Here is a 16,410-nt window from a genome sequence, read left to right as displayed (position 1 = left end):
TTTTAGGAAATTAGTAAACAAAATACAAGGTTTAATATACAGTTTCTATTTTAAAATTATTCCCATTGAAAACAAAAGATTCTCCTGCTTTTTTACCAGCCAATTCTTTATATATTGGGGCATTTGTAGAGATACCGATGAATTTTCTGCCATCAATGGTGAACACAGGCTTCGAAACAGCTATAACCATACACCTGCCATTAACACTTACAACAGCTCCAGGTTCTACCACTGTTTTAGCCGTGAAAGAAATATTTTGAATCGTTTTAAAGTGTTCTAAGTGTACATGTGCTTGCTCCTCTAACTGATCTGATATTTCAATACTTTGTCGATGATGTGATTGATCATCATCATCAATAACATCGGTTTTATCAAGTAGATTTCCAAGTAGGAAATCGTCATATTTCATTTCGGCTTCATCAATATGATGCTTTTCTAAAGCAATTAAGGTGTCTTTTAATTTTAATTTATCCATTATTTAGGTTTTAGATTAGAATTCGTAACTAATATGCAGTCCTCCAAATATTCTAAAGTCATCTCCTGCAAGTACTCCAACAGTAGGACCAAAATGGATTTCACCTACATGAAAAGCAAATTCACTTTCGAGATAAGCTGATACTTTCGTGTCGTTATGTTCATTGGGCAAGGAAAAACTTGGTCCGAAGTTTAGTGTAAGAAATTTATAAGGTTTATGACTTACAAGTGCAGCAATTTCGTGTTCGAGTTCATCTTCAAAAATAATAGAATACCCTATACCGAAGGCCCATTTATGAGTGGTCCAATAGGTTAAATGGGTTTCGATAGCGCTATTCCAATGCTCGTGTTCTGGACTGTAAATTCCAATTCCTGATAATACCACTTCAAATCCAGGATTCTTTTCGGTTTTAAGGGTTGTTTCGATGTGTTGTGAGTTCTCTTGGGCGGAGCATATTACTATTGCAAAGAGAAAAAACAGATGTATAATTGTCGTTTTCATTTTTTATTTGTTTTTAAGTAAACCAAGCCTTACCAGCATTTTTTTTTCCATGTTCCAAAAAAAATCGAACTGACCAGCCAGCCAGCCTATGGTAACAAGAAGAATTTGATAGATAATAAACATGATAAGGATTCTTATCGGCCAGAACAGGAATGGAGACAAAGATTCTTGAGTTATATTTACCATACTTAGTAAAGGTTTAACTAAGAAAACAGATAGAGAACCGTTCACTGTAAATACCATAAGTATAACAATGAGTTGAAGGTTAGAGGTGATATTCCATTTTTGTTTGAGCTGTTTCATGTTTTTAATTAATTGGATTTGTAAAAGGAAAGTAAAAAAGAGACTCACTTAACTAAAGCAGTAAGTTAAATGAGTCTAAAGTTGTACTTCAAAAGAAGTACTCAATCAATCTATATAAACTAAATAAGACTCTAGTTTCTAATTTAAAAATGTTGCTCGAACCATGTCGTTTCCAATTGAATGGCAAGAAACACAGCCTTTTACACCGTTTCCATAGGCAGCTTTTTTCGAAATATCATTTCGATCTAACGTTTCATACCAAAACCATCCACTTCCATTGTCTGTTTTATCTTGGGTTTTAAGCATAACCGCCCAGCCTAATTGTTTTCCATCTTTATATTGTTCTTTAATAGCATACGATCCAATTGGATGTTCTTTATTACCCGCCTTTACCGATTCTGCTAATTCATTACTAATATAGCTTCGAACCGTTTCATGAGGCCCTGCTGATTTGTGAGTTTCCTTTTCTTGATACTTTAGTTTTTTATAACTTTCAGTATTTAGGAAAGCAAATAGCTTTTCTTCGTTAAGTGGAATGTCAAATTTCTTATCTGTTGGAGTTGGAGCTGTTGCGTCCCATATCCCTAACTTTTTTGAGTCGTCTTTTTTCTCGGCGGTACGCTTTGCACCATCTTCAGGGTTTATGGCACCAGCGCCTTTTGCAGCTCGTAGTACTGGATAAAATTGGGTAAAGACAAAGTCGTCATCAGCATTGGTGTCATGACAAGCAGCACAGGCGGCGTAAGGAAACTGTTTTGCTCTTTCTTTAAGAATTCCTGTTTTTGGCTCTGTGAAACTAAAAATTGCCCAGTTTCCAGGTTCGTTTGGAAAGTGTTCTTTACTTTTTACGGAGGCTTCTAAACCAATGAACTCACCTTCGAAATATCCATTTCCGCTAACTGCCGAAGTTGCTCCAACGCTCACGAGTTCTTTTACCAGTATAGTTCCTTCTTTAAACTTTCCTGACTTTTTGTAATGATCATAACTGGCTGGATCAATATATACATTATGCATCTCTGGGAACGGAGCTTTACCACCATTTAATTCATTAGGAGTAACAGGAGTTCCAACGAAAATCCAAGAACGATACCCGGTAGGTCTAATAAGTTCTCCGTTTTCCATAGTGTAAAAGCTTTTGTTTTCATAGCTATTATCACTCATTCCTTTTGAGCCACCATTGGAACAAGATGTAAAGACTAGTAAAATAAGCGCTATTTTATATAAAGTTAGTTTAATTTTCATGTGAAATGTGTTTTAATTATTTATTGAGTTTTGTTAATTTTATGTTAAAGATAATGAGTAGGTTAATGTTTTCGTTGGACTATTTTCCAATAGACTCGTTGTTTATATTTATTAAAAGTTGTTTGTGGTTTTTTTTAAATTCCATAGCGGAAATTCCTGCGTATTTTTTAAAAAAACGAGAAAAGTATGCGGGGTCATCAAACCCTAGTTCAAATCCAATTTCTTTTACACTTAACGACGAAGCCATTAGTTTTTTTTGAGCTTCAAGAACAATAAAATTGTTAATAATTGCACTGGGTTTATTATATCCTTTTTTGGTGAATTGCCTCAGTAATTCTTTCGGAGGAGTATTTAGTTGATTACCATAATACTTTACAAAATGAGTTTCTTTTTCTTCAAAAGAAAATAGTTTTTTAAATTGAGTTACTTTCAGATCAACAGTATCCAAAAATTTAGCATGTAATAGGCATATAACTAAGTTTAATAGATAGTGAGTTTTGAAATATGGTGTGTTTTTTGTATTGAAAAAAGACAATTTTATCTGTCGTACTATGTGATCAACTTCGTTAACAATCTCCTTGTTTTTTATTTTAAAAAGACTGTAGAATTCGTTGACCTGATTACAAAAGGCAGTGTTAAAAAAGCTTTTAATCGATTCTTCTTTGGGCTGGTTAAAGGAAATTCGATATAATTTTTGTGCACCATCAGGTAAATGAAATACATCGTTAGGGTTTAAAGCTATTAATGTATTTGATGGGATTTTAATTTGTTTATAGTTAAACCAACAGTTTTCAATAGTGTGTTTATTCCATAGTATTTGATAATCGGTTCCGTTTTCTATTTGGATTGCTGACTTTGTAACTATTTCTTGATATTCAATATCTCGAATCAATATCATATGTTCAGTTTGCGTTTCATGGCAAATTTATGAGAACAAGGTCTGCAAGGAAATGGATAATTTTCCTAAATAGTTGTATATATTCCTGTTAGGAGGTGTTTAACTGTTTTGAAGTAAGTTGTTTTTAAAAAGAACAGGGCTCATTCCTTTATGCTTCTTAATGAATTTAGAGAAGTGAGAACTACTACTGAACCCTAATTCAAAGGCAATTTCAGATATGTTTTTATCTGAATGAGTTAACAGTCTTTGCGTTTCGAGTATTATTCTGTCGGTAATAATAGAACTAGGTGTTTTGTAGTTGTTTGAGTTAAAAACGTTGGTAAGTGTTTTCGGTGATTTGTTTAAGATTTCCGCGTATTCTTTTACTTTATGCTTTGTTTTAAAATGTTGTTCAACAAGTAAATTAAAACTTCGTATTAAATCAACATTTTCTTCAGCTTCCATAGAAAGGTTCAGGTTTTGTTTCATTAAACGAGTTGAAAGAATTAGAATTTGTTTTAGTATTGTTCTTAGCATTTCACCCTGAAGAGAATCGTTCATCATAAATTCTTCTTCCAACATGATATAATACATATTGAATAAGTCTATTTTTAATTGAGAAAGTTTTAGCTCAGTAGGTAAAGAGGAGCCATAAAAAAGAAGACCATTACAAGAAACTTCTTTATCATGATCTCGAATACAATAAAACTCTCTATTAAAAATGAAGGCAAGAATTTCCTGATTAGTATTGTCTTTTAAGTCTATTTGATTTTCAGGAGTACAAAAAACGAGGCAATTTTTATTCAAGTCTATTTTATATCCATCGATAATAAAATAGGAGTTATCTTTTTTTACCCATAGAATTTTAAAGTAATTGTTGCTTTTTACAAATTTTTTATATGAAATATCACTAAAATCGGTGATGATAAACTCACTTTGATTAGATGTTTTTTGGAATTTAAAGTTCATGTGAATTCTTATTGTGGGAAACGTACTTCTAAAGGTACTAAAATTAGTTGGTTATAAATGAGTGTTTTATGTTGTTTGGTTTCTGGAGTGGAGAATATTAAAATCTCAAATATTAGATAAACACAAAACAGTAGTTTACTCTAAAGTGGTTCTGCTTATGGTCTCAAACCATTTGGTAAGGTATTGTCTTTCGCTTTGTGTAAGCTTTTTACTTGGGTGTGCTATAAGATAATTCTCAGGTGGCATTCTTAAGTTTTTGATATTGAAAGTGCTGGCGGATAAAGTGGAGAGTTTTCTCCATTCTTCATAACTTTTCCATTCTGAAAAATTAACAATTGTTTTTCCTCTCTCAATATTGGTGTTTACATACCAAGAAATAGGAGAAATATAATCGAACCATGCGTAATTTGTGTTGTTTGAATGACAGTCATAACAACTATTAATAATAAGATGTTGTACTTTTTTTGGAGCGTTTAATGCTTTAAAAAAATCATATGATTCCTTTTGGTTTTTATTGAGAATGTATGGACGATAGAGTTGAGCCAAAAGAGCAAATCCTAAAATAATTACAATAAAGTATTTTATTTTACTAAAGAATTTATCCATTCGGTTATTTTGTTTTGTTGGGCTTTTGATAAATTAGATTTGTGGTGAAGTTTAGTATATATTGGTAAAGGCATCTTTCCTTCATACATTTGAAACATAATGTTTCCAGCTGTTTCTATCTTTTTTTTATGAGGATAGGTTTCCCAATCGGAAAAGTTGAGTTTTTCTTTTCCTTCTTTAATGTCATAATCAATCAGCCATGCCACTGGCACAATGTTGGAATACCAGTACTTTTTGGTTTCGTTTGAATGGCAATCATAGCAAGCATTTTTTACAAGGTTGGCAATCTCTTTTGGTGGTTTGTTTGAATAAATAATATCGTTAGGAGTAAGTTTCTTATAAATTGGTTTTTGGGGTCTGTAAAATTGGATTCCTATTAAAATAGTTGAAAGTATTAGTATCACATACTTTTTCCTAACGATATTATTTTGCTTTATCATTTTGAGCTTTATTACTTCAAACGTTGTTAATTTATTAGTTGGCTATTATTCCAAAAGAACCAGTTTTAGGTAATAAAGGTTCATCGTGCATTAAAATTGGTTTTAGGTTTCCATTGGAAAGTATTTTAAATACATAAATAGCCCCTTTATTACCAATTAATTGGTAAAGGTATTTACCGTCTTTACTATGTATTAAATCCCCAAAGAATAAACTCTCATCCTTTACTTTAAAAGCAATTCTTTTATCTAGTTTTAAGGCTCCTGAATCGTTGATGTCATATGAACTGTACGAACTAGATAATGCGTTTGCTGCCCATAAATGTTTTTTGTCTGGACTTACTTCAATCCAACAATTGGCAATTTCACCACCTTCAGAATGGGTTCCAGTTAAAACATCAGGAGACAACACAGAAATCATACCGTTTTTATCAATTTTATATGCTGAGGTCGACCCCGTTTGCCATGAGTATTTTGGCGATTGAGGTACAACATTGGCTTCTTCTCTTAGCATTCCTTTATTGTTCAAAAAACGAGCTTCGGCGGCATATAGAACATGATGATCTTTAAAAGAAACGATGTCAAACCCAACGGGTATTGCTAACCACCTTCCATTGGTTCCATTATTAGGCGATTGAACTTTAGAGATTGGAGACTCTGATAAACGTCCAGTTTTATTGTTTACTTGGTAAACTTTGGTTAATCCTGTTACCAGTTCGTTTACCGCTAGGAATTTTCCGTCTTGAGTAAACATAGTACATGAAGGGCGAGCATTTAAATTTCTTATAGAATTTTTAATAGGAGTTAATTTCCCTTGATTGTCAATAAAAAAACCAGACAGGTTTCCTGTGAACGGAGGTGTTGGAGGAGAAGTACTTCCAGCACTAGCTACATAAACCATATTTTTATGTACCGCAATACTCAATGGATGAATATCTCCAGTCTTGGTTTTACTAGCAAAAGAAAGTTTTCCATTTTTTTTAATTTTAAAAGAAGTCAAAGAACCATCTCCAGGGTTTACTGCAAGAAGAAACTTATTGTCGTCTGTTTTGAAAACACTATATGCCGAAATAAGAGGGTCTATTCCATCTTTAAGCGGATGGGTAGTATCATACCCCCAGTCAAAAATTTCAATGTTACCGGTTCCTTTTCCTTTCGTTTGGAATTCTCCGATTTCCTCAATTTTATTGTTTGAGTGTTTAAAAGCAACTATTGAGTTTTCATGCTGATCATTAGTTGCTACATAAATATAATTAATTTCTTTATTAGCATCATGTTTTTGACTATAAAGATTGCCTAATGTTGCTAATAAGAGTATTAGCAAAGTGTTGGTTCTTATTCGTGTAAAAGAATTGTTCCTATTTTTCATGGTTGTAATTGGTTTTCGTTAATTTTCTTAAATGTATTTCAAAAGAATCCGATTTTCGGATGTAGAGATTAATGTATCATGTATGTGAATTTTAAGAAACCGTTGAATATTGCTATCCAACGGTTATCAAGTGTTTCTAGATGTTAATAATTAAGAGAGTTTTCATACCTCTTATGATTCAAAGTTAGTAGATCAAATTCGAGATATGTGGTACTATTTTCTAAGAATTACAAGAGCAAGTCTTAAGATCGAAAGAATAAAGAATTGTATGAAAGGGCATTGAGAGTTGGTAGATACCTATACCTCAGAGTTTATTCGATAATGTTTTTCCAGTACTCGTTTCTATTTTTAACCAGTTTAATATAACTACAAACTGCTACAGCTTTGTGCCCTTCCTCGTGTAACTTTTCAAATGATTTTAAAACAAGTTCTTTTCCAACTCCTTTACCTCTGAGGTTATATGGAACCTCAGAATGCACTAAGTACATTTTACCATTTTTCCATACATATTCAACTTTTGCTTCCTCGCCGTTAATATGAAGAGTGAATTTTTTGTTTACTGTGTCGTGTTTTATTGGTAACATGTTTGGTATTAATTTATGCATCCATTTAATAAGGTCTTCCTTATACGGATTTCTTAATTTCTTACTTCCTATTGTAATAGTCGGGAAATTTAACTTTCTGTTTTCATAAAGACTTTTGAGCTCTTCGGCATGCTGCTTATTGGCTTCAACATCTAAAAAAGCATAAGGCAAGCCAATATCATCTAAAACAAGTTTATAATACCGTGTTTTATGACATCCTTCGGCACCATATAGTTTAATTTCAGGAACATTTCTAATCATTATTTAACAGTTTTTAAAACTTCAATGGCCGCATCAACGTTTAAATGAAAATCTGCAAAAACAACATTGTCATTTTGATCGATTAATATAAACCATGGAGTTCCTCCCGTCTTATAATTAATCATAATGTTCGATCGTGATTTACCATCATCTCCTGCATCATGACCAAATGGAATTTTAAGCTCATACTTTTTTTGAGTTTCTAACATTTTCTCGTAAGTGTTTGACTCGTGTCCTTCAAAAACAGTTTGAACCGCTAAGAAAGCTACTTTATCATTTCCTTCAAGTGCCTTTACCATTTTTTGAAGATTAGGTAAGCCAGCGCTATGGCAGCCAGGGCACCAACTTTGAAAACAATATAAAACTTTAAATTTACTTTTAAAGTCTGATAGCTTTATTTCATTAGTTTTATTTCCATTGGCATCAACCCAATGTTTAACATTGAATTCGGGAGCCTTGAATACTTTATTTTCGGTACTATTCATTTTCAATTAATTTTAATTTAGACAATAATTTTCCTGGCTATCTAATTTATAGATAGCCTAGAATGTTAACATAGCTCAAAAGAATATGGTATTATTCCTTTTGTAAAGTCATGGATTCTGAGTTAATACAGTATCGTAGCCCACTTGGTTCTGGACCATCTGGAAATATATGTCCGAGATGGGCATCACAGGTATTACACATTACTTCAACTCTAACCATTCCGAAGGAAGCATCCTTTTCGTATTTTATGGCATTTTCTTGAATAGGTTGTGTAAAACTTGGCCATCCTGTGCCTGAGTTAAATTTAATTGTTGAGTCGAACAATGGCGTGTCACAACATACACAATTATACTTACCAGCGTCATGGGCGCTACACAGAGCCCCAGAATGAGCTCTTTCCGTTCCTTTTTGCCTTGTAATTCTATATTGCTCTGGGGTTAAGAGTTCTTTCCATTCTGCCTCAGTTTTTTCAACCCTTCTGTCAGGAACAGGATTTCCATTTACAGCGAAACTAATAATGTTTTTCCAAGTTAGTGTTTTGTCTTTCATTGTATTATCCTTTCTTTTGTTATGCAAAGATACAGAGGAAGAAGAGTTTATAACGTAGCTATTTTCCATCTGTTTTTATATATTTTACTCACGGTTGATATTCGCCTTTTTATAAAAGTTTGGAGATTTGCCAACATGAGTTTTAAAAAACTTTGAGAAATGTGAGGCTTCTTCAAAACCCAATTCGAATGAAATTTCGTTGATGTTTTTTTCTGAAAAAGATAGGAGTCGTTTACTTTCAAGAATTATACGTTCATTAATAATTTTTAGAGGAGATTTGTTATAATACCGAGTAAATATATTAGATAATGATTTCGATGTTAAATTCATGATATTCGCATACTCAGAAACTTTATGTTTCTCTCGAAAATGCATTTCTACCAATAAATTAAACTTTCTAATGGTGTCTAATTTCGGCTGGGGCATATCGGGATGCGGCAAGGTTTTCTTGGCTATTCTTAGGGATTTAATGAGTAACCTTTTTAGAAGAACTAAAAGCATTTCTCCTTGAATATGATCTATGGTTTCGAATTCTTCTATAAAGAAGTTATATAATAAACTGAAACTTTGTTGTTCTTTTTCATTTAGTTTAACCACAACAGGAGCCGAAGACCCAAGAAATAATAAACCATTGCAAGAAACTTCATTATCATGATCGCGAATACAATAAAACTCTCTGTTAAAAGAATAAATTACAATTTCTTTGTTTTGAACCTCAAAATCTAAAAGATTTAAAGGTGTACAAAATAACATCTGATTTTTTTGCAACAATACACTGTAACCGTCAACACCTATATGTAGTTCATCGTTCTTAGCCCAAATTATCTTATAGCAGTCTCCTCTCATTTTAGGAGCGCTATAGCTAAGGTTAGTAGTGTCTATTAAATCGAATGTGGCTTCGTCTTCTCCGGTATAACTAAATTTCATAAAAAAAATGGAACTGGTTTAAGATTAAAGTAAATCGTTATTGAGTTGAAAATTAAGGTAAAAGTATTAAAGAGATATACATATTGTATTAAAAAATAAAAAAGAAGCTTAAATGTTTGGAGGTAATTAATAAAAAGAACTATCTTTGCAACCGCAAATCGCGGGATAGAGCAGTAGGCAGCTCGTCGGGCTCATAACCCGAAGGTCACTGGTTCGAGTCCAGTTCCCGCTACTAGAATTGACAAGGCTTTCAAGAAATTGGAAGCCTTTTTTGATTAAAAAAAATAAGTTTCATCTATTAATTTTAAAACCCAAACAAGCTGGTGTAACTCGGAATAAGCTGCACATATACTTTATATTCAGGTGCTGTATCATTTTTAATAGTGAATTTAAAATGACTCAAACTTCGTCGATAGCGATAGTTTTCTGTTGAAACTTTATTTGTAGTAAGAATATCTTTTATGGCAAGTGTTCTTTGTGTTGAGCAAATTTCTTTTTTGATGAAGTCTGAAAGTAAGATATCGGAATGTTGTGTGCCTTTTTTTAAATGTAATTCAATGCCAATGGTAGGTTTCCAGACACTAGTAAACTCCAAAGCTACGCTAATATATTCTATAGAATGATGCTCATTTAAATGTTCTTTTACAAGTTTTTTATTTCCATTCCATTGAACTTTTTCTAAATAGGCGAGAAGTGTAGATTTATTAAAGCCTCTAATGTATAGTCTAGTTGTTTTATTAGTAGTTCTAGAATGCATTACACCAATATGTTCAATATATTGACCTTTATCCAAAGCATTTTTACAAATTTCAAGCATTTTGAAACTATTGCGATCAGTATATTGAAAACTCAAAACGGTAACGAGTTTTTCTAATGTTGTTTTGGTAATCGCTTCGGAGGTTAAGCTGATAAATAAGCTTGGTATATTGGTAGTTTCCTGCCCATCAAGATCAATTTCTAACCAAAAACTTTTGATGTTGTTATTGGTTGTTTTTAGATGTAAACAGTTTTTTAACCAGTTTTGAATTTCAATATTTTTATAAATAGAAGGGAAGTGTTCTTTCAAAAAATCGATGTCATCTTTTTGATCGAATGCAATAGCCAAGTCTACTTGATCTTCTTCATTCGAAACACGAAATTCAAAAACGTAGGATAAATGTTGCTTGGGATAAAAATAAGAAAGTTGTTTTTCTAATCGATTCGCGGCCAAAGATGAAACCATACATTCTTCCCCTATGGGAAAAATGCATGGTATGATTTTATTTAATTTTTTAGTTACCAAGTTTTAGGCTCTACTAAATTGTCAAATAATGTTTCTAGTTCAGCCTCAGAACATGGATAGCTTGATTTTTGAACAAGCGTATCTACGAGGTGTTGACTCATTGTTGGGTCAATTAACTTTTGAACTCCTTCAATATATTCAATAAATTCATTACGATATTTTTTCGAGTTTTCTTCTGAAGACCTTAATTTAATAGCAAGACTAGCAAAGGTATTCTCTTTGTCTTTTGCAACTTCGTTAATGAAGGCGATAAAAGCATCTTGATCAGATGATGTCCAAGTATATCCCCAGATTAATCCTGTTGTAGAGTTTCCTATTACTTTGTTAACTGCCCACCAGTTTGAATCTAAGTTTCTAATATCAGAAAATATGGCTGAATACATTTTTTCCGCAGCTTCTTTTAACGGAATATTATCGTTTAACAAGTCAACAATTTTATCTTGGTAAAATAAGATGTCTCCTTCATTACCGTTTTGAACAGCTTTTGCTAATTCTTTTTCAAAACCTTTCATTGTGGTTTTTGTTCCATTTGTGTCATTAGCTAAGATCTGCATAAAGTTAATTAATGCTCGATTAATGTCGTTTGTAGACGGTGCTAGTGTTTCAGTTTTTTTTACTGCTGTTTGTGTTTCCATGGTATACTAATTTTTAAATTAACTGGTAAGACTTATTAAGTGAGATTCACTGGGTATATTGAATAATGTCGTTTTTTCAATATGAGTAATGATTTCGTCAGATAAGCCCATAACATTAGATAAAACTTTTTCTATTTCTTCTTTATTAAGAGTAACTTTTTTTATTTCATTTTTTGTTTTCGTATATAGGGTGTTACCTATGATGGTGTTAATTCCAAATTCATTATTCTTTTTGATATATACGCAGTCATTAAATAAGCTATTGGTGTAACTTTCTTTATGATGTTTTTGAACGTTTTCTGAAGAAAGTGTGTTATTATAGATAGCGCATTTCATGAGATCTTTTTTCGAAGGGAATTCGAATAAGATTGAGAGCTTTTCCTGCTCATCAATAAGTTGAATGGAATGTGGGGTGTTATCAATAGTATTTGGAATGATTTCTATTGGAACTTCATTAGAAATAGAAGTGTCTACAATAAATTCTCGCTTATCATTGGTTGTTACGATTAAGCTACCATGATTTACAAGTCCCATATCGCCCATCGATCCACCAACAAATTTAACTTGAAAGCCCATGTCAATAAGTAAAGCTTGTAAGGCATTGGTAGTTGTCCAACAAGTTCCTCCGATTCCATGTTCTAGCCAAGCTTCGAAAAAAGTAGTTGCATCAATTTGATCTTTTTCAATAAATGGAGATTGTTCTAATTCTAGACGTTTCCAAAAGTTGTCAAAGGGAATGTTTCTGCACCAAGCTTGGTATACTTTTTTTAATCCTTCTTCATTACATTCTGTTGTACTTAGTTTAAAACGATTCAGAAGTTTATGGAGAACTTCAGGAGATATCACTTTTTTTTCGTTCATACTGTTATTTAAGTTGGGTATTAGTATAATATTCAATCATTTTATGGCTTATTCCATAAAACTTTTGGAATTTGTTTCTTTTGATAAAAAAATACAAATTCATTCGTAACAAATGATTTTATCCAAAGTGCTTTTTGACTTTCAGCAATTTTTATTGCTTTGATAAATGCATTAAAAGCTTCGTCTTTTTTATTTAAATTAAAAAGAGCTTTACCTTTAAAACAATAAGCATAAGCAAGGGCATAAATGATTTTATTCTTTTCGGCAAAAGTAATTGATTCGTTTGTTATTTGAAGGGCTTTTTTAAATGCTTTATTTTTTATGAGAGCTACAACTTCAATTAGATTGTAGTAAGGAATTGAAGAGGTTTTTGGTGCCCATTTTTTTCTTGCTTTTTGAAAAACCAAAGTTGACTCGTCATTATTACATAAAGAAAGACTCGCTGAGTTATTTAAGTGGATAGCGCTTTCCCAATAAGGAAAAGCTCCCTTTTGACCGAACAACTCTACATTATCATTTAAATCTTTAAATAATGATTCAGTCTGTTCATTTATATGCGAGAAAGAACAGAGGTATAAATAAAGTCGGGAAGTTTGAGCAAAAACCCCCATGGTCAGATTCGACCAACGATAGGACTTCGCTTTATTCAAAGCATCTTTCATTAAGTTAATAGACTGTTTTTTTTCGCCTAAAAATAATTGAGATAAAGCTTCGAAAGTCATGCATACAACGTAAGGATCTAGGCCGTCAGATATTGGTTTTCTTTTACCTTGATGCTGATCATAAGAATTATAGCAGTCATGACAAGATTGAATGGACTCTTTAAATTGACCATTAAAAAATTGTGTTTGACTAAGACAATCATAAGCCTGAGCTAAACAATTAGAATCACCAATTGCTCTGGCTGTTTTTTTCATTTCTTCAGCAAGTTTGAACATACGTGGAATGTTTCCTTCCGTACATTCATATACCCACATTCCTTTTGCCAAAGCAAAATTTACTTCGTTATTAAATTGCGTGTTTTTAGCTAAGGACTCTACAATTCTATAATTGTCAATAATTTCAGGGTGCTTCCAACCAGATTTATATGTTAAAACGGCAGCTTTGTGAATTCTTAATTCGGCTTCTACAAGAGGCATATAATCTGAAGAACCTTCACTCTTTAGGTTTTCGTTTAGGAATAATGCTTTATCCGTAAGATAAATAGATTCCGATTGCCCTAGTTTTTTTAGAAGTTCCAAGTTTGCTGCTTGTTTATAAAAACCAATAGCATGCTTATATTCTTCTGCTTCATGATAATGATAAGCTAGTCTTTGAATATTCTGTTCACGAAGTTTTAGTGGATAATTTTTTATGTTTTCTCCAATCCTTTTATGAGTTTCCTTTTTAGGAAATGAGGCAATACTTTCAAAAGCGGCATCTCTAATTAAAGCATGTTTAAAAATATAATTTTGAGTGTTTTCCGAATTTTTGTATACAATATTTGATCTAATCAGTATATCGAGATCGTCGTTAACGAAGTTTTTTTCTTTTAAAGAAGAGTTAACAAGTAAGTTATACGAAAATTCTCTACCGATAATTGAAGCAATTTGAGCTGTTTCAATAGCCAATCCAACACTTTTTAATCTTGATTGAAGTAAACCCGTTAAAGAAGATGGTATGTTTAAATCCTCAATTCGTTCCGATAGCTCGTATTTATTGTTTACTTGTTTTATAAGTTTTTTATCAATTAACATTGTCGTTAATTCCTCAATATAAAGCGCAATTCCGTCGGTTTTGTTATAAATTAGCTCAACTATGTCATCGCTAAGCTCTAGCCCATTAAGTAAACTCTCTGCTAAACTCTTTACAAAAAACTTATTTAATGGAGATAGTGCAATTTCTTTAATTAAGGTTTTTTGAGAAAAAAAATGTGAGTTGGATCGAGATGAAAGTAATAGAAAACAATTATTTCCTGAACTTTTTGTAATCAACTTCTCAATAAAACTTTCACTTGTTGGATCAATCCAGTGAATATCCTCTATTAAGATTAGAAATTTCTTGCCATTACCAAAGCTTAAGAATAACTCCTGAAGTAAGTTTAAAACAAATTCTCTTTGATTTTCTGGAGGAACAGAACTTGTTTTTTGAGTTTTATAAGAAATAGAAAACCATGAGCAGAGAATAGGAAGAGAAACTTCAATATTGTAGGTAGTTAGCTTTACAGCTTCCTCTAGCTTTTTAATGATGTTTTCTTGCAGAGTATTCTCATCAATTTTCAAATGATTTTTTAATAAATTAAAAATCGGGTATAGAGTGTCGTTTTGATGTTCAGGTGAACATTGACTATGAAAAATGAGGTTATTTGATTTTGCTACTGATGATTTAACTTCTGAAACAAGTTTAGATTTACCAATACCAGCTTGCCCAGAAACTAAAATTGTATTGTTTGATTTTGTTGAGCTCCAGTGTAGCAATACTTCTTTAAATTCTTTTTCTCTCCCATAAAGTGGTTTTTGAATTGAATTGAATTCGAATTCTTTGTCTTTTCTATGTTCCAAGACAAAACCATTTTTATGTGATTTTAGAACGAAATACTTTTCAAATAGATTTTTTGAGCTTTTATGAATTAAGATAAGCTCTTCGCTTGAATTATGGAGTAACTTCAAGGATTCGTTTAAAATAGGGCCACTAGGAACTTCATCTTTGTTTGATAATAGGGTTCCGGAGTGGATTGCTATTTTTGCACTCAATATTATTTTCTTTTGAAGAAATAAATCGCTTTTAAAACTATTTACTTGATTAAGAACTTCGATAGCGGCTTTACCAGCCATTCTGGTATCATCATCCCCAGCAGAAGGGTATCCAAAGTAGATAACAATAATATTAGCAATTTGTTCGGCTACATGGCCACCGTATTTTGTAACAGTGTCAATGCAATTGTTAATTTGATTTTTTTGGACAATATCGAAGGTTTCTAAATCTAAATGATCATTAGTTTCATTGTTGATGTTTATTTCTATACAAAGTATGGATAAAAATCGCTTCTCTGCTTTTATATGTTGCCAACCAAGCGGGTTTGCTATGGTTAAACAATCATCATTTGAATAAACAGTTGCAGCTCCATATGGAGACATATCTAATGTCTCTAAATTAATTTCAAGAAACTCTTCGTAAATACGTTTGGGGTCTCCAGCTCTTAAAGCGGGAGTTTTCATTAATACTTTTCTTAAAATTGAACCAATAGGGTGTTTTAAAATATAAGAAGGTAATGAAACATGGTCATTACTCAATTGTTGTTGTAAAATATGAGAAATACTTTCACCTTGAATGGCCATTTCACCAGTTAAACATTCGGCTAAAATCAATCCCCAAGAATAAATGTCTGATTTTATTGATGGGGTTTCTCCTCTCAATTGTTCTGGAGAACAGTAGTTTGGGGTTCCTTCAATATTACCCGATTGAAAAATATTGTTTTTCCTACTTTGTTCTTTGTTCTCAGAAAAAGTGCCAGTTCCGAAATCTAATATTTTTATATGATTTCGCAAACCGTTATTTAAGACCATTATGTTTTGAGGTTTTAAATCACAGTGGACTATCCCTTTTTCAAAAGCATGATTTATACCATCCAGTAATTGACTCATGATTTCTTTTATAGAAGAAAAAGAACGAAGTTTTTTATCGGTAATAATGTCTCTTAAACTAAGCCCTTCAATATATTCAAATACAAAAAAAGGTTCGTTTTTAGCTGTAATACCTTTGTCTAAAAGTTTTACAATATTGGTGTGATTCATTTTTGAATAGAGACGAACCTCTTTATCAAAATGGTCTGTTTGAAATACATAATTTTCATGGCTAGCACCGTTGGGAGGTTTTAATAACTTTATTGCTACTACCTGACCAGTACTGGTTTGTTTTGCCTTGTAAATGACGCCATAAGTGCCTTCACCAATAATATTTTTAAGTTCATATGTATTGGCTGAGTGAGTTGTAATTTTTGTTACAAGGACTTCCTTCATTTAAATTTCTAGAATACTTTTAATTAAAAAGATGATATACTTTTTATT

General features: G+C 32.0%; 17 protein-coding genes and 1 tRNA gene. 1 reads left to right on the top strand and 17 read right to left on the bottom strand.

All coding sequences use genetic code 11. The annotated features are described in order from the left end of the window. Positions 1-31 precede the first annotated feature (31 nt). The 13 genes from BLW23_RS21750 to BLW23_RS21685 form a co-directional block, all read right to left on the bottom strand. Positions 32-475 carry a hypothetical protein gene (locus tag BLW23_RS21750; RefSeq protein WP_093673914.1) on the bottom strand — a complete coding sequence of 148 codons (444 nt, stop codon included), beginning with the start codon at positions 473-475 and terminating at the stop codon, positions 32-34. Positions 476-490: 15 nt separating this feature from the next. After that, positions 491-976, bottom strand: a complete 486-nt coding sequence (locus BLW23_RS21745; RefSeq protein ID WP_093673912.1) for a hypothetical protein — start codon at positions 974-976, stop codon at positions 491-493. A gap of 3 nt (positions 977-979) precedes the next feature. Next, positions 980-1,219 carry a DUF6787 family protein gene (locus BLW23_RS23840; protein WP_317039344.1) on the bottom strand — a complete coding sequence of 80 codons (240 nt, stop codon included), beginning with the start codon at positions 1,217-1,219 and terminating at the stop codon, positions 980-982. A 198-nt stretch (positions 1,220-1,417) separates the two neighbouring features. Beyond that, on the bottom strand, positions 1,418-2,521 hold the full coding sequence (locus BLW23_RS21735) for a cytochrome P460 family protein (protein WP_093673907.1): 1,104 nt from the start codon (positions 2,519-2,521) through the stop codon (positions 1,418-1,420). Positions 2,522-2,600: 79 nt separating this feature from the next. Beyond that, positions 2,601-3,419, bottom strand: a complete 819-nt coding sequence (locus BLW23_RS21730; RefSeq protein ID WP_093673905.1) for a helix-turn-helix domain-containing protein — start codon at positions 3,417-3,419, stop codon at positions 2,601-2,603. Positions 3,420-3,518: 99 nt separating this feature from the next. Beyond that, complete coding sequence (locus tag BLW23_RS21725; RefSeq protein WP_093673903.1) at positions 3,519-4,367, bottom strand: helix-turn-helix domain-containing protein; 849 nt, start codon at positions 4,365-4,367, stop codon at positions 3,519-3,521. Positions 4,368-4,502: 135 nt separating this feature from the next. Beyond that, complete coding sequence (locus tag BLW23_RS21720) at positions 4,503-4,973, bottom strand: heme-binding domain-containing protein (protein WP_093673901.1); 471 nt, start codon at positions 4,971-4,973, stop codon at positions 4,503-4,505. Further along, positions 4,949-5,413, bottom strand: a complete 465-nt coding sequence (locus BLW23_RS21715; protein WP_093673899.1) for a heme-binding domain-containing protein — start codon at positions 5,411-5,413, stop codon at positions 4,949-4,951. Before BLW23_RS21715 ends, BLW23_RS21720 begins: the two co-directional genes overlap by 25 nt. Positions 5,414-5,447: 34 nt before the next feature. After that, on the bottom strand, positions 5,448-6,779 hold the full coding sequence (locus BLW23_RS21710; protein WP_093673897.1) for a beta-propeller fold lactonase family protein: 1,332 nt from the start codon (positions 6,777-6,779) through the stop codon (positions 5,448-5,450). A 311-nt stretch (positions 6,780-7,090) separates the two neighbouring features. Continuing rightward, positions 7,091-7,624 (bottom strand): N-acetyltransferase, encoded by a 534-nt coding sequence (locus tag BLW23_RS23835; RefSeq protein ID WP_255362858.1) that lies wholly within the window; start codon positions 7,622-7,624, stop codon positions 7,091-7,093. Beyond that, complete coding sequence (locus BLW23_RS21695) at positions 7,624-8,109, bottom strand: peroxiredoxin family protein (RefSeq protein WP_093673895.1); 486 nt, start codon at positions 8,107-8,109, stop codon at positions 7,624-7,626. The genes BLW23_RS23835 and BLW23_RS21695 overlap by 1 nt, the downstream gene beginning before the upstream one ends. 91 nt (positions 8,110-8,200) lie before the next feature. Next, positions 8,201-8,659: a peptide-methionine (R)-S-oxide reductase MsrB gene (gene msrB / locus BLW23_RS21690; protein WP_093673893.1), complete on the bottom strand. Its 459-nt coding sequence runs from the start codon at positions 8,657-8,659 to the stop codon at positions 8,201-8,203. 84 nt (positions 8,660-8,743) lie between these two features. Continuing rightward, positions 8,744-9,586 (bottom strand): helix-turn-helix domain-containing protein, encoded by an 843-nt coding sequence (locus tag BLW23_RS21685; RefSeq protein ID WP_093673891.1) that lies wholly within the window; start codon positions 9,584-9,586, stop codon positions 8,744-8,746. 159 nt (positions 9,587-9,745) lie between these two features. Here BLW23_RS21685 and BLW23_RS21680 point away from each other — a divergent pair. Further along, positions 9,746-9,818, top strand: a tRNA-Met gene (locus BLW23_RS21680). Positions 9,819-9,890: 72 nt separating this feature from the next. Here the strand turns inward: BLW23_RS21680 and BLW23_RS21675 are convergent. Genes BLW23_RS21675 through BLW23_RS21660 form a run of 4 tightly spaced genes read right to left on the bottom strand, consistent with a single transcriptional unit; the run spans position 9,891 to position 16,362 of the window. Further along, entirely contained in the window at positions 9,891-10,868 is a 978-nt protein-coding gene (locus BLW23_RS21675; RefSeq protein ID WP_093673889.1) for a hypothetical protein, read from the bottom strand. Next, the gene (locus tag BLW23_RS21670) at positions 10,862-11,503 is read right to left on the bottom strand and encodes a hypothetical protein (RefSeq protein WP_093673886.1); all 642 of its coding nucleotides are present in this window, start codon (positions 11,501-11,503) and stop codon (positions 10,862-10,864) included. Before BLW23_RS21670 ends, BLW23_RS21675 begins: the two co-directional genes overlap by 7 nt. Positions 11,504-11,521: 18 nt before the next feature. Further along, complete coding sequence (locus BLW23_RS21665; protein ID WP_093673884.1) at positions 11,522-12,364, bottom strand: arylamine N-acetyltransferase; 843 nt, start codon at positions 12,362-12,364, stop codon at positions 11,522-11,524. A 41-nt stretch (positions 12,365-12,405) separates the two neighbouring features. After that, on the bottom strand, positions 12,406-16,362 hold the full coding sequence (locus BLW23_RS21660) for a protein kinase domain-containing protein (RefSeq protein WP_093673882.1): 3,957 nt from the start codon (positions 16,360-16,362) through the stop codon (positions 12,406-12,408). Positions 16,363-16,410: the final 48 nt, after the last annotated feature.

The sequence above is a fragment of the Tenacibaculum sp. MAR_2009_124 genome (assembly GCF_900105455.1).
In the GTDB taxonomy this organism is placed as follows: Bacteria; Bacteroidota; Bacteroidia; order Flavobacteriales; family Flavobacteriaceae; genus Polaribacter.
Note: the sequence above shows the minus strand (reverse complement) of the source record. Positions and strands in the feature narration are given on the sequence as shown.